At 66.2% G+C, this 20,281-nt stretch carries 20 protein-coding genes; 11 read left to right on the plus strand and 9 right to left on the minus strand.

Annotation, left to right across the window (positions count from 1 at the left end; genetic code table 11):
• Window position 1: 1 nt before the first annotated feature.
• The gene (locus GFY24_RS37950) at window positions 2-655 is read right to left on the minus strand and encodes a TetR/AcrR family transcriptional regulator (RefSeq protein WP_228567055.1); all 654 of its coding nucleotides are present in this window, start codon (window positions 653-655) and stop codon (window positions 2-4) included.
• A gap of 68 nt (window positions 656-723) precedes the next feature.
• On the opposite strand from GFY24_RS37950, the gene GFY24_RS37955 reads away from it, so the two are divergent.
• Together GFY24_RS37955 and GFY24_RS37960 are read left to right on the plus strand one after the other, a co-directional pair.
• A complete protein-coding gene (locus tag GFY24_RS37955) occupies window positions 724-1,119 on the plus strand; it encodes a nuclear transport factor 2 family protein (RefSeq protein WP_153809956.1) in 396 nt (131 codons plus the stop codon).
• A gap of 27 nt (window positions 1,120-1,146) precedes the next feature.
• Window positions 1,147-1,461 carry a putative quinol monooxygenase gene (locus GFY24_RS37960; RefSeq protein ID WP_153809957.1) on the plus strand — a complete coding sequence of 105 codons (315 nt, stop codon included), beginning with the start codon at window positions 1,147-1,149 and terminating at the stop codon, window positions 1,459-1,461.
• A 26-nt stretch (window positions 1,462-1,487) separates the two neighbouring features.
• On the opposite strand, the gene GFY24_RS37965 is transcribed toward GFY24_RS37960, so the two are convergent.
• Window positions 1,488-2,642, minus strand: a complete 1,155-nt coding sequence (locus tag GFY24_RS37965; protein WP_194853179.1) for an LLM class flavin-dependent oxidoreductase — start codon at window positions 2,640-2,642, stop codon at window positions 1,488-1,490.
• Window positions 2,643-2,766: 124 nt separating this feature from the next.
• Between GFY24_RS37965 and GFY24_RS37970 the strand changes: the two genes are divergently transcribed.
• The 3 genes from GFY24_RS37970 (at window position 2,767) to GFY24_RS37980 (ending at window position 5,729) form a co-directional block, all read left to right on the plus strand.
• Window positions 2,767-3,498 (plus strand): M50 family metallopeptidase, encoded by a 732-nt coding sequence (locus GFY24_RS37970; protein ID WP_153809959.1) that lies wholly within the window; start codon window positions 2,767-2,769, stop codon window positions 3,496-3,498.
• A gap of 116 nt (window positions 3,499-3,614) precedes the next feature.
• Window positions 3,615-4,421 carry an SAM-dependent methyltransferase gene (locus GFY24_RS37975; protein WP_153809960.1) on the plus strand — a complete coding sequence of 269 codons (807 nt, stop codon included), beginning with the start codon at window positions 3,615-3,617 and terminating at the stop codon, window positions 4,419-4,421.
• A 33-nt stretch (window positions 4,422-4,454) separates the two neighbouring features.
• A complete protein-coding gene (locus tag GFY24_RS37980; protein ID WP_309231828.1) occupies window positions 4,455-5,729 on the plus strand; it encodes a sensor domain-containing diguanylate cyclase in 1,275 nt (424 codons plus the stop codon).
• Window positions 5,730-5,731: 2 nt separating this feature from the next.
• Here the strand turns inward: GFY24_RS37980 and GFY24_RS37985 are convergent, their stop codons facing one another.
• Complete coding sequence (locus GFY24_RS37985; protein WP_153809961.1) at window positions 5,732-6,523, minus strand: 3-oxo-5-alpha-steroid 4-dehydrogenase; 792 nt, start codon at window positions 6,521-6,523, stop codon at window positions 5,732-5,734.
• A 123-nt stretch (window positions 6,524-6,646) separates the two neighbouring features.
• Between GFY24_RS37985 and GFY24_RS37990 the strand changes: the two genes are divergently transcribed.
• Window positions 6,647-7,657, plus strand: a complete 1,011-nt coding sequence (locus tag GFY24_RS37990) for a hypothetical protein (RefSeq protein WP_153809962.1) — start codon at window positions 6,647-6,649, stop codon at window positions 7,655-7,657.
• On the opposite strand, the gene GFY24_RS37995 is transcribed toward GFY24_RS37990, so the two are convergent.
• Window positions 7,654-9,072, minus strand: coding sequence for a cytochrome P450 (locus GFY24_RS37995; RefSeq protein WP_228567056.1), 1,419 nt, complete (start codon window positions 9,070-9,072; stop codon window positions 7,654-7,656). The genes GFY24_RS37990 and GFY24_RS37995 overlap by 4 nt on opposite strands.
• Window positions 9,073-9,142: 70 nt before the next feature.
• Between GFY24_RS37995 and GFY24_RS38000 the strand changes: the two genes are divergently transcribed.
• Complete coding sequence (locus GFY24_RS38000) at window positions 9,143-9,790, plus strand: TetR/AcrR family transcriptional regulator (RefSeq protein WP_309231829.1); 648 nt, start codon at window positions 9,143-9,145, stop codon at window positions 9,788-9,790.
• On the opposite strand, the gene GFY24_RS38005 is transcribed toward GFY24_RS38000, so the two are convergent.
• The 3 genes from GFY24_RS38005 to GFY24_RS38015 form a co-directional block, all read right to left on the minus strand.
• Window positions 9,747-11,066 (minus strand): NAD(P)/FAD-dependent oxidoreductase, encoded by a 1,320-nt coding sequence (locus tag GFY24_RS38005; protein ID WP_153809964.1) that lies wholly within the window; start codon window positions 11,064-11,066, stop codon window positions 9,747-9,749. The two genes, GFY24_RS38000 and GFY24_RS38005, sit on opposite strands and share 44 nt — an antisense overlap.
• A 22-nt stretch (window positions 11,067-11,088) precedes the next feature.
• Window positions 11,089-11,952, minus strand: a complete 864-nt coding sequence (locus GFY24_RS38010; RefSeq protein ID WP_153809965.1) for an SDR family oxidoreductase — start codon at window positions 11,950-11,952, stop codon at window positions 11,089-11,091.
• A gap of 90 nt (window positions 11,953-12,042) precedes the next feature.
• Complete coding sequence (locus tag GFY24_RS38015) at window positions 12,043-12,894, minus strand: hypothetical protein (protein ID WP_194853180.1); 852 nt, start codon at window positions 12,892-12,894, stop codon at window positions 12,043-12,045.
• Window positions 12,895-12,962: 68 nt separating this feature from the next.
• On the opposite strand from GFY24_RS38015, the gene GFY24_RS38020 reads away from it, so the two are divergent.
• Window positions 12,963-13,961 (plus strand): pyridoxal-phosphate dependent enzyme, encoded by a 999-nt coding sequence (locus GFY24_RS38020; RefSeq protein ID WP_309231830.1) that lies wholly within the window; start codon window positions 12,963-12,965, stop codon window positions 13,959-13,961.
• Between the two features lie 16 nt (window positions 13,962-13,977).
• On the opposite strand, the gene GFY24_RS38025 is transcribed toward GFY24_RS38020, so the two are convergent.
• Window positions 13,978-14,778 (minus strand): SDR family oxidoreductase, encoded by an 801-nt coding sequence (locus GFY24_RS38025; RefSeq protein ID WP_153809967.1) that lies wholly within the window; start codon window positions 14,776-14,778, stop codon window positions 13,978-13,980.
• Between the two features lie 128 nt (window positions 14,779-14,906).
• On the opposite strand from GFY24_RS38025, the gene GFY24_RS38030 reads away from it, so the two are divergent.
• Window positions 14,907-15,767, plus strand: a complete 861-nt coding sequence (locus GFY24_RS38030; RefSeq protein WP_153809968.1) for a Sir2 family NAD-dependent protein deacetylase — start codon at window positions 14,907-14,909, stop codon at window positions 15,765-15,767.
• Between the two features lie 347 nt (window positions 15,768-16,114).
• Here the strand turns inward: GFY24_RS38030 and GFY24_RS38035 are convergent, their stop codons facing one another.
• Entirely contained in the window at window positions 16,115-16,711 is a 597-nt protein-coding gene (locus GFY24_RS38035; protein ID WP_153809977.1) for a TetR family transcriptional regulator, read from the minus strand.
• 99 nt (window positions 16,712-16,810) lie between these two features.
• On the opposite strand from GFY24_RS38035, the gene ilvD reads away from it, so the two are divergent.
• Both ilvD and GFY24_RS38045 read left to right on the plus strand, forming a co-directional pair.
• Window positions 16,811-18,679, plus strand: coding sequence for a dihydroxy-acid dehydratase (ilvD, locus tag GFY24_RS38040; protein WP_309231831.1), 1,869 nt, complete (start codon window positions 16,811-16,813; stop codon window positions 18,677-18,679).
• 101 nt (window positions 18,680-18,780) lie between these two features.
• Window positions 18,781-20,281, plus strand: a 1,501-nt coding sequence (locus tag GFY24_RS38045) for a DUF222 domain-containing protein (protein ID WP_153809970.1), incomplete at its 3' end; no start/stop codon positions are given.

Genomic DNA, 20,281 nt, shown 5'->3' on the forward strand with positions numbered 1-20,281 from the left:
GTCAGTCGATCGCGAGCCCGGAGATGAGCTGCTCGATCACCGAACGGATCGCCGCGGCATCCTCGCCATCGGCGGAGTTGGCGAGTAGTTGAGCGGCCTCGTCCAGCGCACCCACAATGACCAACGCCAGCGGGCGCACGGGCTGGGCCCGGATCCGGCCCGCGGCGATGGCCCCGGCGAGAGCGTTCTCCACCAGGCCGATGGTGTGATGCAGTTCGATCTCGCGCCAGCGGCTCCAGCCGAGTACCGCGGGCGCGTCCAGCAGGGCAATCCGCTGTACTTCCGGTGCGGTGGAGGCTTGCAGCCACGCCAGACAGCCGACAATCAGACTCGCGACCGGATCGTCGGTGCGCGCGCCCGCGACGGCCGAGCCGATGACCTGCACCAGATCGCGTTCGAGGTCCTCGAAGACCGCCTCGAACAGCTCCCGCTTCTCGCTGAACTGGTGGTAGAGCGCGCCCCGGCTGACGCCCGCCGATTCGGCGACCGCGACCGTGCTGACCGCGCCATATCCGTACTGCCCGAACAGTTCTCGCGCGGCGCGCAGGACCGCACCGCGGGTGGAGGCCGAGCGTTCGGCTTGGGTTCGGCGATCTGCGTTCATGGCGACGTCGAAGTCTAGGCCGGCATCGGTCGAGTCTTCGATTCGAGGCATTCCGCCCGCTCCCCGGTGCTACCGTTACATACAGTCATCCTGTTTGTATCTTAGAAGGATTGCCCATTATGTCCGCTTCCACCCGGGAACTCTTCGAGCGCTACCACGCCTGCTGGGCCGATCACGACCCCGACCGCATTGCCGAACTACACACCCCCGATTCGATCTTCCACCTGCACTCCGGCGGCGAACCCGCCCGCGGCCGAGCCGAAATCCGCGCCTCCGCCGCCGGAACCTTCGCCCTAGTACCGGATTTGACCTTCCATATGGTCAATCTCCGTGTGGGTGAGGACTTCTGGGTAGTCCAGTGGAAGCTCCGGGGCACCTCGGTGAGCGGCGCCGCCGTCGATGTGGACCTGGCGGATTTCGTCCTGGTCGAGAACGGCGCCGTCCGCGAAAAACACTCGTACGTGGACGGAGTGGCCATGCAGGCCGCACTCGCCGCTCCCGCCGAGATCGGCTGACACCCACCAGCCGGATAGGGTCGGCCGATGGATTCGAATGTTCGTGTGATCGCCGATGTGACAGCCGACCCGGAGAACGCCGATCAACTGGGCGCGATGCTGCAGCGATTCGCGCAGGTCTGCCGCACCGAGCCCGGCTGTATCGGATACGACGTCTTCCGATCGGTCGAGCAGCCGGAGCGCTTCGTCAGCATCGAAACGTATGTGGATGCGGATGCCTTTGCCGCGCACCGCGATACGCCGCATTTCCGGGAGATCGGCGTGAGCGAACTGCTGCCACTGGTCACAACCCGCGATGTCCGGGTGTTCACCGACTCGGAGTCTGTCGCCCCCAAGGGCTAGCGCCCGGACGGCCGCGCGCGCGACCCCTACTCCGCGCTGGATGCCGGGCGGCGGAGTTTGGTTGCGAGCCAGAACAATACGGCGTAGCCGAAGGCGGCGTCGGCGTTGGAGACGAGGGCGGCGGAAGGGAGGATTATGGCGTGCCGGAGGCCCGCGTCGGAGAGGTCTCGGATGCGGCGGAGGACTTCGTTGGGGGTGCCGACTATGAGCCAGTTGCGTAGGACTTCCTCGGGGACTTCCTCTATCGCTTCGCGAACTTCGGATCGGGTGAGGCGGTGGGGCATCAGGTCTATCAGGCCCCGGAAGTCATCTCCGAAGGGATGTTTAGCACCGGAACGGGACCATACTTCGGCGGAGGCGAAGAGACCGACGTAGCGAATCGCGGGGGTGCGCAGTAGTCGGCGGATGCCGGATTCGGTTCGGGCGGTCAGGAATTGGAGCATGGCGGCGGGGACGATGGCGTCCGGGTCGCGGCCTGCTGCGCGGGCGGAGGTGTGGACCAGTTTCAGGCGGCGTTCGTATTCGTCCGGTGCGAGGGATTCCCACGGGTACCAGCCGTCGGCGTAGCGGCCGGTCAGCTCCAGCATGCGGGGGCCGTGCGCACCGATCCACACCTGCGGCATACGCTCCGGCGGGCAGGTCAAATCCATTGGTGCGCCGTCGATTTGATAGTAGCGGCCGGAGAATTCGATCGGACCGTCCGCGGCCAGGGCAGCGCGCAGTACCTGCAGCGCCTCTTCCAATCGATCCACGGGCCGATTCCAGGTGAACCCGTATGGGTCGAGGTTCTCCCGCTCGCCGGAGCCGATGCCGAGGATGGGCGGCACCTTCGTCATATGCGCCAGCGTGAGAAATGTCTGTGCCAGCAGCACCGGGTGGCGCCGATGCGGGTCCGTCACACCGACGCCGAGCTGCACCCGCCCCGCTCCCCCGGCCAGATGCGCCAGCAGTGGCGCGTAGTCGAATTGTTCGTCCGGACTGTGCACCGTCTTGGCCTGCGGTGTGAAATCGGTGTCCCAGATCGCACGCGGGAACACACTCACCAAATGATCCGGCGCGAGTATCGAATCCAATCGCCCGAGCCGCGCCATCCGCACCACCGAGCGCGCCGCGGCCAGGGGCGGATTGACACCGGTGAGGGTGCCCACCGCGAACGATCTCCGATGATTCGACTCCGACACGATGGTCTCCTCTCGGCGGGCACTCCCCATTTCGGCCCGCACCGATTATGGCGTCGAGCCCGGTACCACGTCCCCCGAACGCGGAGCATTGGCCCCGCTCAGCCGCACTCGCTATGGTTCGGCGATGCACAGCGCAGAGTTCGTCGAACACGGCAGCTCGATCGTGGATCGGCTGACCACCACCCAGACCGCGCCGCCTTGGCAATTGGTGATCGGGACGGGAGTGATCGCGCTGCTGCTGGTCGCGTTCCGGCCGACGTGGAGGCTGATGCGCAATGCGGTGACCATCGCGCACGAGGGCGGGCACGCGTTCACCGCACTGTTGACTGGGCGGCGACTCAACAGCATCCGATTGCACTCGGACACTTCCGGACTCACGGTTTCGAGTGGAAAACCGTATGGGCTGGGCATGATGCTGACCACCGCCGCCGGATATCCCGCGCCCGCACTGCTCGGGCTCGGGTACGCGGCGCTGCTGGGCGCGCATCGGATCACCCTCATGCTGTGGCTGACCATCGCATTGCTGCTGGTCCTGCTGTTGAAGGTGCGTAATTGGTACGGTCTGCTGACCGTTTTCGTCACCGGAGGCGTGATCTTCGCGGTGTCCTGGTTCGGCACCGATGACACTCAGGCCGGACTCGCCTATCTGGCCGCCTGGTTCCTTCTGCTGGCCGCGGTCCGCCCGGTCATCGAGTTGCAGCGCAATCGCCGCCACGAGCCGAACTCGGACGCCGATCAGCTGGCACACCTCACGCACATCCCGGGGCTAGTGTGGGTGGTGGTATTCGGATTGGTGGCGTTGGGCTCTCTGGTTCTGGGTGCGCGGTGGCTGCTGGCCGGTGTACCACTGCCCTGAGATCGATGCCGCTACAAGAATTCTGGAGAACGCGGGCTAACATCGCGGTGCACCGTCCGGGTGATCGGGATACGGGATCGTCCGGCCGGGTTCGATCGATTGCAGGAGGGTGCAGGATGGAAAGACCGGCATGGGCCCCGGAGGGTGTGGACATGACGCTGGCGAGCCCGGCGCGCATGTATGACGCGCTACTGGGTGGCTCACACAACTTCGAAATCGACCGCCGCTCAGCGGAAATGGGCAAGGCTCTGGTTCCGGATCTGCCCCGCGTGGCGCTGAGCAATCGCGCGTTCCTGCGTCGTGCGGTTCGCTTTCTGATGGACCAGGGCGTGACGCAGTTCCTCGATATCGGCTCCGGCATCCCCACCGCGGGCAATGTGCACGAGGTGGCGCAGGAGATCGATCCGAACTCCCGGGTGCTGTACGCCGAGATCGATCCGGTGGCCGTGGCACACGCGCGCGCCATCCTGCAGGGCAATACCGGTGCGGCCGCCATCGAGGCGGATCTGCGCAAACCGGCCGACCTGCTCGCCGCCGCCCGCGAAACCGGCATTATCGATTTCGAGCGGCCGGTCGGCGTACTGCTCTTCGCGGTGCTGCACCTGCTCAGCGACGACGACCACCCGGGTGCGGCGGTCGCGGCCCTGCGCGCGGCCGTACCGGCGGGCAGCTATGTGGCCATCTCCCATCTCACCACCGCGACCCGACCCGAGGATGCCGCCAAGCTCGGCGCGAACGCCGCCGATCAGAGCAAGGTCGGCATTCACTTCCGGTCGCTCGAGGCCATTGCCGGATTCTTCGAGGGCTGGGATCTGGTGGAGCCCGGTGTCGTCGAATTACCGCTGTGGCGACCGGAATCCGACGATCAACACGAAACCCCAGGCCGCTCTCTGGGTTTGGCCGGTGTCGGCCGGAAACCCTGAGCGGGAGTAAGGTTTCCGGGCAGGGGGTCATTGGTGGGAGCAGCACACGATCTGGCGGTACGGTGGGCGGCCATGCTCGAGGGCGCGGTCGCGCCGACGCTCAACCGTGCCCAGGTCGAACGGCTCCTGGACCCATATGCCGAGGGTTTGATCGCCGCGGTGCGCGGCACCGCCGATATGACGGTGGCCCGCGAGGCCGCCGCGGCGCTGGTCGCGGCCAACTATCGTGACCCGCTCGCCGTGCACCGCTCGGTCCTGGTGCTCTGCAAGGATCTGGTGCTCGCCGTGTGCGCCGATCCGACCGCGCCCGGCGCCGAGTCGGTGCGGGACCGCGCCATCGATGTGGCCGCCGAATTCGCGGCCGCGTTCACGGCCGGGCTGCGCCACGCCGCCCTGGCCGAACAGGAGAGCACCACGGCAGCCGTGCTGGTCGCGGCCCGCGAGGCCGAGGCCAAGCGGCAGCTCTCCGAGGCGCGTTTCCAAGCCATCTTCGACGGCGCGTCGGTCGGTATCGGCACCATCGACATCACCACCGGCCGGGTGGTGGAGGTGAACAGTGCCATGGCCGAAACCCTCGGTGTCCCAGCCGAAGCCATGCCGGGCCGGTCGGTGGCCGATATTCTCGGCCCGGTCAATATCGGTAATGCCTTCGAGCGTTTCCAGCAGCTGCTCACCGGGCAGGTGGAGAGCTTCCGTACCGAGACCGTGAATACCCAGCCCAATGGCTCGGTGACGATTATCGACCTGTCGATGTCGGTGGTGCGGGACAGTGCCGGCAAGCCGCGCTTCCTGATCGGCGTCACCGTGGATGTCACCGAGCGCAAGCAGCTCGCCGATCAACTCTGGTACGACGCGCACCATGATTCGCTGACGGGCCTGCCCAATCGACTGCTCTTCTTCGACCGGCTCGCCGCGGCGAATGGTCAAGTGGGCGTGTGTTATCTGGACCTGGACGGGTTCAAGGAGATCAATGACCGGCGCGGTCACACCGCCGGCGATCGGGTGCTCTGCGATGTGGCACAGCGGTTGCGCGCGATACTGCCGGAGAACACGGTGGCGGCGCGGCTGGGCGGTGACGAATTCATCGTGCTGGTCGAAGAGTGTTCGGGCAGAGCGGAATTGACCGCGGTGTCGGACAAGATCCTGGCGGCGCTGCGCGAACCCTTCGATGTGGCAGGGCTTTCGGTGACGGTGGGCGTGAGTATCGGTACCGCACTGGTGGATACACACTGCACCGCCATCGACGAGCTCATGCATGCCGTGGACGCCGCCATGTATCGCGACAAGGCCGCACGCCAGCGGCGCTGACCTCAGATAACGAAGGGCACCAGCGCTTTTCGCTCCGCCGGGTAGTCGGCGAACTTCTCCCGGTACCAGGTGTGCGTGGCGAAGGCGCGCGGCACCAGATTGCCGAAGGTGATCAGGAAGATGACCACACCCGGTAGCGCCCAGGTGAGAATGGCGAACCCCGCCCAGGCGAGCAACTCACCGAGATACGTGGGGCTGGTGACGAATTTGAAGCCGAGACCGAAGGGCACCTTGTATTCCGTTGCGCCCGGATTGTTCTTGTCGCGAAGATTGCGAACGATCCACTCGGAGCTGGTGAGCAGCGCGAATCCGCTCAGGTAGATGACCAGCCCGATCAGGAAGCGCGGATCGGTGAGCCAGTCGGTGCCGTACTGCCCCAGGTAATCATGGCTGAAGAGCGCACCATTGAGATACCCGTGCATGGCGGTGACGAACATGCCCATGCCGAGCACGGAGACATTGAAACTGCTGGTCTTGCCGGGCACCTGGCGAATCGAGAGGGGGAAGAACCAGCCGCGATTGGCGTAGTGCAGAATCCAGATGGCCGCCAGCACCAGGGAAGTCGGCTCGAAACGGTTCGGTCCGCTGAGGTAGGCGACCGCGAATACGACGGTGGCCGGAATCTCCATCAACCACCAGCCGAGCTTCGGATTGAGGTTGAGACCGAGCTTGGCGGTGGCGAAGCGGCCGTACGGGCTCTGCCCGAAAAGCCCACCCACCAGCACGAACGCGGCGAATCCGAACGCGATCGTGAGGACGGTGTCATAGACGGTGTTACCGGTGTACCAGTTCATTCAGGGTCCTTCGTCGAAAAACTAGAACAGGTTCTACCATGCCGGGCGGGCTATCCGGAACCCATGACGGGTCACCGCCGTTACCGCCCGGTAGGTTGGCGGGATGCCTGGAGGGAAGCGAACATGGGTGCAGAGGGTTGGGACGTACTACTGAAATGGATGCCGTTCTTCCTGGAGGAGGAGGACGAGGAGACCGACCAGTTCGGACTGGAGTGGAATCCGCGATTCATCCAGGTGCGCGACGAAAGTTCCGGGCGGCACATACATTTCGCGCAGCAGGGCAGCGATATCGAGGTCGTCATAGCGGTACCACCCGAGACCACCGACGCCGAACGCTTGGTCGCCCTGCTGCGAATTCAACCCGACGGCATCTGGGATCCGTGCCCGCTACCGCTCGAATCCGACAGTGCCGCACCGGATGCGCAGTGGCGCGCCGTGCGCCGGGTCCGCGAACAGCCGCACCTGGCACGCGAGTGGAGCACCGGCTGGCGGCGCGGCGCCACCATCGAACAGCGCAAGAAGATCGCCGAATCGATCGTGACCATCCTGCGCCGCGGTCTTGCCATGCGCCCGGATCGCCTGCGGTTCAGCGCCTGGAGCCTGGACGCACCCGATACCGTCGGCGATTACGGCCTGGTTCCCGAGCGGCCCAGTGAGCGCCGAGCGCCCGTCCTCTGCGCCGACTGGGAGGATTTCGAGACCCGGCTGGCTTGGGCCCTCACCACGCTGCCCTGGGACGGTGTGATCAACCTCAGCACCCCGCATCCGGGACCGGATCCGTGCTTCGTGCAATTCCTGCACGGGCGGCAGCTTTTCAACGAGGCCAGCGGCTGGGACGTGGCCGGACTCGGCGCGAGCGAATTCGACCGGCGCATGCGGGATCTGGGCTGGAGCTTCGCCCCGCACAGCGTGCCCGGCGGGGCCGCGCTCATCTGGGAGGGGCCGATGGCGCAGGCCGGCTACAACCCGCGACTGCTCGACACGCCCCGGCGCACGGCGAGCACCTTCCGTGAGGTGTTCGCGGTGCGCCATCCACAGGATCTGGTGTTCCGGGCCTTCCGCAACGGCAAGCGCCGCGATCCCGAATTGCGTTATCTGGATATGGAACTCGGGGTGCCGCGGGATGTGCGTTAGAGCCGGCGCAGGGTGATGGGCAACCCGTCCGCCGGTTGCGGACCGGTGCCCGCCACCAGCGGCACCCGGTAGCCCTCGGGCACGCTCCAGCGGTAGTTCAGCAGCATCCGGTGCATGACGGCCTTGACCGTCATGCCGCCGAAGTACCGCCCGATGCACTTGTGCGCGCCGCCACCGAACGGCGGCCAGGCGAAGCGATGCGATTTGTCTTCCGCGCGTTGGGGTTCGAAGCGCTCCGGATCGAAGACATCGGGGTTGTTCCAGTATTCCCGGGCGCGCATCATGGCGTACGGAGCGCCGATGGCCAGGGTGCCCTTGGGGATGTAGTAACCCGAAATCTCGGTATCGGCAATGGATTCGCGTACGAGCTGCCCGACGGGCGCGTACATGCGCAGCGTCTCCTTGAACGCCAGCTCCAGCCCGGTGAGCCGGTCCAGATCACCGTAGTCCAGCGTCGACTTACCCAGGGCCTGCGACTCCTCGCGTAATCGCTCCTGCCACTTCGGATTCCGCGCGAGCTCATAGCTCAGCATGGAGATGGCATTGGTGCTGGTATCGTGCGCGGCCATCATGACGAAGATCATGTGATCGACAATGTCCGCGTCGCTGAAGGATGCGCCGTCCTCGGTCTCGGCGTGGCAGAGCACGCTGAACAGATCGTCACCCGCGCCCGCGCGCTTACCGGGCAGTTCCCGCCGGAAGTACTCCTGGAGCAGCTGCCGGCCGCGCAGGCCCCGATTCCACACGCCGCCGGGCAGATCGAAGCGCAGCATGGCCTGTCCACCGTGCACGGCGTCCTCGAAGGCGTGGCCCAAACGTGTTGCCTCCGGGCCGAGTTCGGCGCCGGCAAAGACCACGGTGGCCTGCTCCAGCAGCATGGCCTTGACGTGATCGTAGAGCGGGAAGCCCGGCCCCGGCCGCCAGCTGTCGACGCCCCGGGTAATGCGGGGCGTGGTCAGGTCCAGATAGCCGATCAACCGTGAACGGGTGAAGGCCTGCTGCAGAATGCGACGCTGGAAAGCGTGTTCGTCGAAGTCCCGCAACAGGATTCCGCCCCGGAAGAACGGGCCGATCAGAAACTCGTACCCCTGCCGCGCCGACCACACGTGCTGCCGATCCAGCACCAGCTCCTCGACCGCCTCCGGGCTGAGCAACCCCACGATCTGTCGTCCGAAGCTGCCGCTCCACTGCACCGGCCCGAAGCGTTGCATCCGCCGGCGCGAGAAACCGATCGGATCGGCGAGCTGACTCATGACGTGGCCGATACCGGGCGGTCCGAAATCGCCCATGACGGGTTTGAGCCCGCTCCCGGGCGGCGGAGTGGCCAGGGCGCATGGTGCGCAGGGGTAGCGCTCCAGCACCCCGGCCGCCCGGTACTGAATTCGATGGTTCAGCACGGCTCTTCGAGGCACCATGTACCAACGGTAGCGGAAACGATTGTTTCCGTAAACGGTCGTTTCCCGATATCTGTGCGAAGCTGTGAAGGTGACGCGGGCTTTCAGCGGGACCTATCGCGGAACCTCCACCGATGAGCGCCGGGAACAGCGTCGGCGCAGGCTCCTGGACGCCGCGCTGGAGATTGTCGGTACCCAGGGCCTGGCCGCGCTGACCGTGCGCGGGGTGTGCGAGCACGCACGGGTGGGTCCGCGCTTCTTCTACGAATCCTTCAGTGATCTGGACGCTTTGGCGGCGACACTGCTGGACGAGGTGCAGACCGCCGCGCTGGATCAGGCACGCACCACCATGATCGAAACCCCCGGCGAACCCGAGGACAAGATTCGCGCCGGCGTCGCGGCGCTCATCATCGCCGTCACCGATGATCCGCGGCGCGCGAATATCGCCTTCGCGCAGGCGTACGGCAGCGAGGCGCTGATGCGGATGCGCTTCGAGAGTATGCGCAAGGTGGCCGGGACGATTATCGAGCAGGCCCACGCGCTGCTGGATATTCCGGAGGGCGATGACACCGCGCTCACCGCCCTGGCCCAGCTCATTACCGGCGGGGCCGCCGAACTGATTCTGGTGTGGCTGGATGGTGGGCTGAAGGTGGAGCGGCCCATGCTCATCGAGATCGTGGCCGACTATGTGGTGGCTATGGTGGATCGACTACCGGGGACGGCCGAGAAGCTGCGCTGAGCAGGATCTTGTCCACCACGATCTGCGCGGTCTCGGCGCAGGCGGTGGTGCCGCCGTGCGCGTACTCCTTCACCGCGTCACCGACATTCCAGAGATTGGGTATCGGAGTGTCATGCGGCAGGTCATAGCCGGCGACGGTGCGCTGCGGCGGCCAGTCGTCGCGGGTGACGTCGATGGAGAGCAGTCGGGCGCTCTCGAAACCCGGTATCTCACAGCGCAGATCGTGCAGGAGCAGGGCGGCCTCGGCTTCCACGTCGAAGTCGCCGACCGAGGGCTTGGGCAGGCCGGTGCCCACATACAGATGCCAGCCCTCGGGTGCCATCTCCGGGCAGGTTGCGGTGAAATCGGCTGCGTAGCAGAGCCTTCGGGTATTGACGAAGCTGAGCAGGCCGGACGCGTCCAGTAGCCGGTCGCGGCTGGCGAAATTCACCGAGATCATGCCGCCGGGCAGATCACCCTGCAGTACGGTCCCGATGTAGTCGGACGGGAAGTGCTCCGGTCCGACCAGATCCAGGGTTGCCGAAGGCCCGATATCGCTGATCGCGAAATCACAAGTGATATCGGTGATTTCGCCGCCGCGGCGCAGTGTCGCCCCGGTGATCCGGCCGTCGGTGACGTGCAGCCGCAGCGCCTGCGTATCGAGCAGTACCGCTCCCCCATTGCGTTCGACGACCTCGGCGAGTGACTTCCACAGGCCGATGGTCCCCGCCGGGCAGAAGCCGAAATTCTCGAAGGCGGCCACACCGGAGAAGTGGGTCAGGAACACCCGTGCCGGCAACTCCTCGGGCCCGACCGCGAAGACCGTCCCGCACATGGCGCGGAAAATCCCGTGCACGGCCGCGTTCTTCGTATGTCTGCGCACCCAGTCGGCGGTGCAGAGCTCCCGAACGGGCATGCCGTCGGCCCGCTCGGCGCCATCGCGCAGCAGTGGGGCGCCCTGCCGAATCAGCTGGGAGATAAGCAATTGCCAGCCGCCGGACGCGATATCGACCGTGCGCCCGCCGATCCGGTACAGGATCGGCGGATTCGCCGGGCGCACTTCGAATTTCGCGCCCACCTCGGTGAAGGTCTGCTCGGTGATACCGCCCAGTTCCACGCCGATGGCACCGGTATTCACCTTGAAGCCGTCGATATCCACCGTGGAGGCGCGGCCACCGACCCGGTCCAGGCACTCCACCACCAGCGTTCGATAGCCGTGGTGCGAGAGCCGGGCGGCGGCGCAGAGCCCACCCGCCCCCGCTCCGACAACCAATGCGTCCCAATGGTTCCCGCTCATGGCGAGGCTCCTTCTGGGCGGCTCAGCCCACGGGGTTGGCCCCGGGTTGAGCGTCGGCCATATCGGTGATGCGCTCCCAATTGTCCCGCACCTCGTCAATGCTCGGGACATCCGGGAACAACACCGGCTTATTGGCGAACAGTTGCACGCGCTGCACCGAACCGCCGCCGACGATGAGCACCATGCCGGTGTCCTGGCACTCCTGGCTCAGCAGATAGCCGACCACCGGCGCGACGTGCGCGGGTGGAAGTCGTTGCAGCAGATCGGCCGGGGCGATATCGGTGGTCATCCGGGTGGCCGCCATGGGCGCGACGGCATTGACGGTGATGTCGTACTTGTCCCCCTCGATGGCGAGGGTATTGAGCAGCCCGATGAGCCCGAGTTTGGCTGCGCCGTAATTGGCTTGGCCGAAATTGCCGAACAGACCGGAGGTGGAGGTGGCCATGACCACGCGCCCGAAACCCTGCTCGCGAAAGTGACCCCAGGCGGCATGGGTGACGTTGTACGCGCCGAACAGGTGCACCCGCAGCACGGCTTCCCAGTTCTCGGCGCTCATCTTGGCGAAGCTGGTGTCGCGCAGGATGCCCGCGTTATTGACAATGCCGTGTACCGCGCCGAACTCGCGCACGGCGGTATCGATGAGCGAACACGCGCCCTCCTCGGTGGCGACACTGTCGTAATTGGCAACGGCCGTACCGCCATTCGCGCGAATGTCGGCGACCACGGCATCGGCCATCTCCTTGCCGGAGCCGATTCCGTCGCGACTGCCACCGAGATCGTTGACCACCACCAGGGCGCCCTCGCGGGCGAGCAGTCGCGCGTATTCGCGGCCCAGACCGCCACCGGCGCCGGTGACTATGAGGACTCGATCGATGACACCAGGCATGATGCTCCTAGGTGAGCGATAGGCGACCCACCCGAATCGTGTTCGCCCCCTTCGCGGTCCCCGCTGCCCGCCATTTTCAGTCTACTCGGATCAGCAGTGCACTCCGGTGATTGCGAAACGCTCCACGGCCGTGGAATGTCCGCCGGTGGCGACCGCGACGGTGAGGGTGCCCGGGCAGGTCGCGGTGAACGGCACGCTGGCGGACCAGGGGTTGTTCTCTCCGCCCGCGGGGATGCCCGGAATCGCACCGACCGGTTGCTCTTTATCGAGCTGACGGACCTGGACGCGCAGGCTCTCGTCGACGCCGGTGATATGACCGCCCACGGCCAGTGGCGAATTCACCTTCGTGCCGTACTGCGGCATGGTGAGGGTGAGCGTGCGGTCATCGGTGCCGACGATCTCCCACGGCGCGTCATCGCCGGCGCTCAGGCGTACCAGGTGCAATACGGCGGCCGGGACCGCGACGCCGTTGGGATTGTCGAAACCCACTGTCACCCAGGACTCTTCGCCCTTGGTGGTATTCAGTACGACTTTGTCGATATCGGTGTAGCCCAGGTACCCCTGCGTGAAGTTGAGTGCGACAGCGCCGGAATCGAGATGCCACGGCTGATGTCCACCGTCCCGATAGGACTGCTGCCAGGCCGCGGCGGCGGCCGTATCGGCGAACGGCCAGAGGGCCTGTTGCGTGAGGGCCGGGGCGGCGGGCGTCGGCTGCGCGGTTGTCGCTTCCGGCGTCGTGGATACGCCCGGGAAGTCGTGAATCGTCACCGTCCCCGGCGGCAGCGTCACGGACTCGTGGGTGCTTTCACCTGCGCCGCCATTGTTCCGGTTCAGGGCGAAATAGGTGGTGGCGGCAATGGCGAGCACGAGTGCCACCCCGATCACCACCAGCGCGAGCATCAGCCGGGAACGTCCCCCGGGCCGCTCCGAATTGGTGGTCATGCTCCAGCATGCCTCATGTGCGCCTCGCCACGCTCGTATAAGGACTGGACAGTCGATACGTTGGACGTGTGACGCCACACCTGCACAAGCAGTATCCCGAACTCGAAAGCACCCTGCCGCATATCGCGCTGGGGAAAAGTCCGACAGCGGTGCGGCGACTGTCCTCACTCGATTCGGTCGCCGCCGACCTCTGGGTCAAGGACGACAGCGAATTCGGTGACGGCGGCTGGGGCGGCAATAAGGTCCGCAAACTGGAGTGGCTGCTGCCGGACGCGCTGCGGCAGGGGCGGCGCACCATTGTCACGGTGGGCGGGATCGGCACCAACTGGGGGCTGGCGACCGCGCTGTACGGGCGTGAGCTCGGGTTGAAAACCGTACTGGCGCTTATCGATCAGCCGATGGATGAGCATGTGCGGACGCAGCTGGAGCGCCTGCGGGCCTCCGGGGCGAAGCTGTATTTCACCCGGTCCAAGGGGCGGACTGTACTCAGCGCGCCGTATATCCTCGCTCGCAATTTCTCCGGTCGGCGGCCGCCTTACTTTCTGCCCGCGGGTGGGTCCTCGGCGGTAGGCGCACTCGGGTATGTCGAGGCCGCGTTCGAACTCGCGGCGCAGGTGCGGGCGGGGGAACTACCCGAGCCCACCCATATCGTGACGCCGGTCGGATCCGGTGGCACGGTGGCCGGGCTGGCACTCGGACTACGGCTGGCGGGACTGCCGACCCGGGTGGTCGGTGTCGTCGTGAACGACACGCTGCGATTGGACGAACCCACCCTGTCCGGCCTGGCCGCCCGCTCGGCTCGAGTGTTGCGGGAGCGTGGTGCGCGGCTGCCCGAAAACGTCACTCCTACCGGCAATCTCGATATCGTCACCGACTATCTGGGTCCCGGCTACGGCCATCCCACGCCGGAAGCCACTACCGCACAGACACTCTCGGCCGATCTGGAGCATCTGACCCTGGAACCGGTCTACACCGCCAAGGCCATGGCCGCGCTGCTGGATATGAATGGACAGGGCCGTTTCGGTCGCGGCACCGTCGTCTTCCTCAATACCAACGGTCCACGCTGACAAGCGCTTTCAAGACTCACGCGTGCGCGGGTGCGGCGAGCTGGGCGGCCAGGAACTCCTCCCAGGTCTGCTCGCCGACGGCGCGCTCCGGATTCAGATTGCCGCCCGCCTTGTAGATCTTGGCGGCCTTACCCGGTGCCTTCAGGCTCAGGATGGGGCGGTGCTTGCCGATGGCGTCCTGGTAGGCGCGCACCACTTCCTTCATGGTGTAGACCTCGGGCCCGGCCAGCTCCGGCACCAGTCCGGCGGGCTCGCCCAGGGTGAGGCGCACCAGCTCCGCTGCGACCTCGGCGGCTGCGATCGGCTGGAATCGTAAGTCGAAGACCGGTGCGACGGGCAGCTTGCCGAGCGCCCGCACCATGGTGAACAGCAGTTCGTGGAATTGGGTGGCGCGCAGGGTGGTCCACGGCAGGCCCGACTCCTGCACCACGATCTCGGCCTCGCGCTTGGCGGCCATATAGCCGAACATGGCTCGGTCCAAACCACTTTCTACGACCACCCGCTCCGCGCCGACCACCGAGATGTACACCAGGTGCGGGGTCACCGATGCCTGCTGCGCGGCCGCGACGAGGTTGCGGGCCTTATCGCCGTCGCCCTTCTGGGTGCCCGCCAGGTGCAGGATGGTGTCCACGCCGGCGACCGCGGCGGCGACGCCCTCGCCGGTCTGCAGATCGCCCGCGACGTATCGGATGCCGTCCGCGCCTTCGCGGGCGGTGCGGCTCAACACCCGCACCTCGACGCCCGCCCGCACCAGCAGCGGGGTGACCAGCTTGCCCAGGGTGCCCGTACCACCGGTGACCAGAACCGTCTTCGTCATGACAACTCCTTCGTAGTGAGCTCCGCGCCGCTGTGTTGACGCTCTTGCCAATACGACGGAGCAGACCGGACGGGTGTGACACGGTGTGACCGGGCGCATAGCCTGTGTCGCCTCGTAAGCTGTCGACCATGTCGGATTCTTCGCTGGAGCGGCTGGTAGACCTGCTCACCGGTCGCTCGGTGGCGGTGCTGACCGGCGCGGGCATCTCCACCGACAGCGGCATTCCGGACTATCGCGGGCCGGACTCACCGCCGCGCAACCCTATGACCTATCAGCAGTTCGTCGGGGATCCCGTTTTTCGGCAACGGTATTGGGCGCGTAATCACGTCGGCTGGCGGTACATGGACGCGGCGCGACCCAACGCGGGGCATCGCGCACTCGCCCGCCTGGAGCGCGCCCAGGTGGTACGCGGAGTGATCACCCAGAATGTGGATCTGCTGCATACCAAGGCCGGGCAGCGGGCGGTCATCGACCTGCACGGGGTGTACGCGCGGGTGCGGTGCCTCGGGTGCGAGACACTGGTGTCCCGCATGACCCTCGCCGAGCGCCTGGAAGCGGCCAATCCCGGATTCGCCGAAACCATGCGCCTCACCGGACTCGAGGTCGCACCCGATGCCGACGCGGTGGTCGCCGACACCAGCAACTTCCGCATGGTGGATTGCGCCGAATGCGGCGGAATGTTGAAGCCCGATATCGTCTATTTCGGCGAGAGCGTGCCCGAACCGCGTGTGACACAAGCATTCTCGATGGTCGAGTCCGCCGAGGTACTGCTCGTCGCCGGCTCGTCGCTGACGGTCATGTCCGGGCTGCGATTCGCTCGGCGGGCCGCAAAAACCGGTCGGGACGTGGTGATTCTGAATCGCGGCGCGACGCGCGGGGACGAACTGGCCAAGCTCAAAATCGAGGCGAGCTGCACGGCCGTGCTCAGTGCACTGGCGGAGCGGCTGGCTCCGGCAGCCGCAGATAGTGGGACACTGGCTCGAGCGTGAGCAATCGCTTCCCGCGCCCGCGAATTCGGCTGCGGCAGATAGCAATCAGGCCCGCGGACCGGGGATGAGCGTCTTCGCACCGAGCGCGACAGCCATGGACGCGAGTAGGCCCGGACACGCTCCAACAGCAGATCCCGGGGCGAGGGGCGACCGCAGCGGAGACTACGGAAACCCCTGCTTCTCGGCCAATGCGTCCGCCGCAGCGGCAGGTCACCCACGCGATTTCGCCTGCCGCGCACAGCATTCGATGCCATTTCATGTACGGGGCCCAGGCCGACCAGGTCTGCGCGGGCGCGAGGTGGGCCGGCCGTTCGGACGGGGCACACCAATCTGCGCGCGGCAGTGGGCTATGCGCTCTCGGGGCGGATTTCGAGTCGGCGTACCAGGTTGATCAGGCCCGCGCGCATCGCTTCCGGGTCTTCGGCGTCGTCGGTCAGGACCATTCGCACTACCTGGGGTACCGCGAACCACCACGCGGCCAGGGCAGCGACGGCGTACATCAGGTATCCGGGAGCCACGGCGTCGGTCAGCTTGCCCGCGCGTTGGGCGGCTGCCAGCGCGGCTACTTTGTCGGCGTAATGCGAGGCGCGCGCGGACTCGGCGGAGAGTTCACCGCCTTGCGGCTGCAACCCTTCCCAGTGCAGTAGCCGCAGGAATTGCGGGTGGGTGCGGTGGTAGTCGAAGACGTGCCCCGCGTATTCGGCCAGTTCCCCGGCCTTGTCGGCGGCGAGTGGGCTGGCGGCCGCGAGCTGTGCCAGCTGGTCGGTGAGCACGGCTTCGAACAGCCCCTGCTTATCGCCGAAGTACTGGTAGATGCGTTCTTTATTGACGCAGGCGCGGGCGGCGATGGCGGCGACGCGCGCGCCGTCCGGCCCGCGCTCGGCGAATTCGTGCACGGCGGCGTCGAGCAGCCGCTGTTTGGTTCCTTCGGTATCCCACGCCATGTGTTTCATCCAACCATTTCCAACCGCACGGTTGCAGTCAGGCTAACCCGTATGCAAAACTCCAACCACACGGTTGCAGTTTTTGAAGGAGGTGGCATCGTGCCGGAATTGCGTTCACGCACGGTCACGCACGGCCGGAATATGGCGGGAGCCCGCGCCCTCATGCGCGCGAGCGGAGTGCCGTCGGCGGATATCGGCCGCAAGCCGGTCATCGCGATCGCCAACAGCTTCACCGAGTTCGTCCCCGGACACACCCACCTCCAGCCGGTCGGGCACATTGTGTCGGAAGCCGTGCAAGCTGCCGGAGGCATCGCACGCGAGTTCAATACCATCGCGGTCGACGACGGCATCGCCATGGGGCACGGCGGAATGCTGTACTCACTGCCCTCGCGGGACCTGATCGCGGATTCGATCGAATACATGGTGAACGCGCACTGCGCGGACGCACTGGTGTGTATCTCGAACTGCGACAAGATAACTCCCGGAATGCTCATGGCCGCCATGCGACTGAACATTCCGACGGTGTTCGTCTCCGGCGGACCGATGGAGGGCGGTACGGCGGTGCTGGTGGACGGCACCGTGCGCAGCCGACTGGATCTGATCGTCACCATGTCGGAGGCGGTGTCGCCGCTGGTGTCGGATGAGGATATGGCGTTGATCGAGGAGAACGCCTGTCCCACATGCGGTTCCTGCGCGGGAATGTTCACGGCCAATTCGATGAACTGCCTCACCGAGGCGCTGGGGCTGGCGTTGCCGGGCAATGGGACGGTGCTGGCGACGCATACCGCTCGGCGCGCACTGTATGAAGCGGCCGGCCGCACGGTCATGGAGGTGACACGGCGGTACTACGACGAGGACGATGATCGCGTGCTGCCACGTAATCTGGCTTCGCACAAGGCTTTCGACAATGCTGTGGCATTGGATCTGGCTATGGGCGGCTCCACCAATACGGTGCTGCACCTGCTGGCCGCGGCGCAGGAGGCCGGGCTGGATTACGGCCTCACCGATATCGAGAAGATGTCTCTGCAGGTGCCGTGCCTGTGCAAGGTCGCACCGAATGGCGAGTACCTCATGGAGGATGTGCATCGGGCAGGCGGCATCGCGGCGATTCTCGGTGAACTGGACCGCGCCGGGCTGCTGCACCGCGATGTGGTTGCGGTGCACGCTGATTCGCTGGATGAATGGCTGGGTACGTGGGATGTGCGCGGCGGCACAGCATCCGCCGAGGCAATCGAGATGTTCCATGCCGCGCCGGGTGGAAAGCGTTCGGCCACGGCGTTCTCGCAGTCCGAGCGATGGCGTTCATTGGATGTGGACGCCGCCGAGGGATGCATTCGCGATCGCGAGCATGCATATTCGCGGGATGGTGGATTGGCGGTGCTGCGCGGGAATCTCACACCCGATGGCGCGGTGGTGAAATCGGCCGGAGTGGCGGAGCACATGCACACGTTCAGCGGGCCCGCCGTCGTGGCCGAGTCACAGGAGGACGCCGTCGATGCAATCCTCACCGGGCGGTTGCGGCCCGGCGATGTACTGGTGATCCGATACGAAGGGCCGCGCGGCGGGCCGGGAATGCAGGAGATGCTTTACCCCACTTCATATCTCAAAGGTCGCGGGTTGGCGGGGAAGTGTGCGGTGGTCACCGACGGGCGGTTCTCCGGTGGGTCATCCGGGCTTTCCATCGGCCATGTTTCGCCCGAGGCCGCGGCGGGCGGGGTGATCGCGCTGGTTCGGGATGGGGACCGGATCACCATCGACATCCCCTCGCGGACAATGACATTGCAGGTCGGGGATGGCGAGTTGGACGAGCGGCGCGATCGACTCGAGAACGGGGGTGGGTATCGACCGGTGGCGCGGGAGCGGGCGGTTTCGGTGGCGCTGCGTAGCTACGCGCTGCTGGCCACTTCGGCCGATCGTGGGGCTGTGCGGGATTCGACTCGCTTGGACGTGCTGGAAGGTCTGCGGTAAGAGCCGGGGATTCCAATTCGAAAGGCGATCAATTCTGAAACTAATTGCATCACAATAGAATTCGCCTTTCGCGGTCTATTCTATCACGGTAGAATAAAGACATGAATTCAGGGGGAAACACCGCATTGACAGTCAGTGCTTCGGCGCTGGCTGTAGCGGTGGACGGCCTCCTGGACGCGGATCTGACCCCGCACCTGGATACCGAATTCATCGCGGTCATGCGTGAGGTGGAATCGAGCCTGCGCAAACTGGAAGCGGTCAAGCATCGCCTGACCGTGGAAACCGGCACCCGCTGCCTGGCCGCCCGCGCAGGCGCGTCGACCCCGATCAAATTCCTCGAACAGACCCTGCGGTTGTCGCACGCGGATGCGACCGCACGCTGGAATGCCGCACAACTGTTGGCTCCCAGGGTCTTTCCCACCGGCGAGCTCGAGCCGGTACTGCCGTATGTGGGCGAGGCGCAGCGTGCAGGTGAGATCTCCGCCGACCACGCCCGCCACATCATGGCCATCATGCACCGCCTCCCCGACAGCTTGCCGGACCGCAAAAAGGAAGCCGCCCAACAGATCCTGACCGACTACGCCTGCAACGGCTTCCCCGACACGCTGCCGCGGTTGGGCAACGAAATCATGATGCGGGTCAACCCCGACGGTGAACTCGCCGCCGACCGGGATCGGCAACGTCTGCGTGGGTTGACCATCGGTCGTCAGCGCGTGAACGGAATGTCCCCGGTGTCGGGTGAACTCACCCCGACCCTGCGTGCGGTGCTGGATCCGCTGCTGGCCAAACTCGCGCGCCCCGGCATGTGCAACCCCGAAGACCCCCAAAGCCCCCGCACCGCAACCCAAGCCACCGACCGCGAGGCCCTGGCCGCCGCAGCCAAGCGTGACACCCGCACCCCCGCCCAACGCAACCACGACGCCCTGCTCAGCTTCCTCCGATTCAACTGCAACCCCACCCAACTGGGCACCCACCGCGGCCTGCCAGTCACCGCCCTGCTGACCATGAGCGTCGCCGACGTAGAGCGCGGCACCGGCCTCGCAACCACCGCCACCGGCACCACCCTCTCAATCCCCGAAGCCCTGAAACTGGCCACCACCGCCAGCGATTCGAACACCTTCATCACAGTCCTGAACAAGGTCGGAGCACCAGTACACGTGGCACGCGTACGCCGCACCCCCGCCACACCCCGCACGGCGCCACCCGCCACACCCCGCACAACGTCACCCGAAACAACCCGCACGGCGTCACCCGAAACAACCCGGGCCGCAACCCCCAGCCCCACCCCAACCGCCTCGCCCGAAATGGCCCGTGACGCAACTCCCGACACTGCCCGCGTCGCTGCGCCCGCTACGAACTGTGTGGCAGCTTCCGGAACTACCCGTAGCACTGCGCCCGGCTCATCCGGCAGTTCACCTCTCGACACCGCACCCGGTCTCACCCTGGTCGACATGCCGCTGCACCTGGGTCATGATGACCGCCTGGCCACCAAGGCCCAGCGGTTGGCTCTCATCGCAGCCGAAAAGGGTTGCACCCGACCGGATTGCAGCGCGCCCGCGTCCCTGTCGGCGGTGCACCACATCACCGAGTGGGCCAAGGAAG

This window comes from Nocardia sp. SYP-A9097 (genome assembly GCF_009649815.1).
Lineage (GTDB): Bacteria > Actinomycetota > Actinomycetes > Mycobacteriales > Mycobacteriaceae > Nocardia.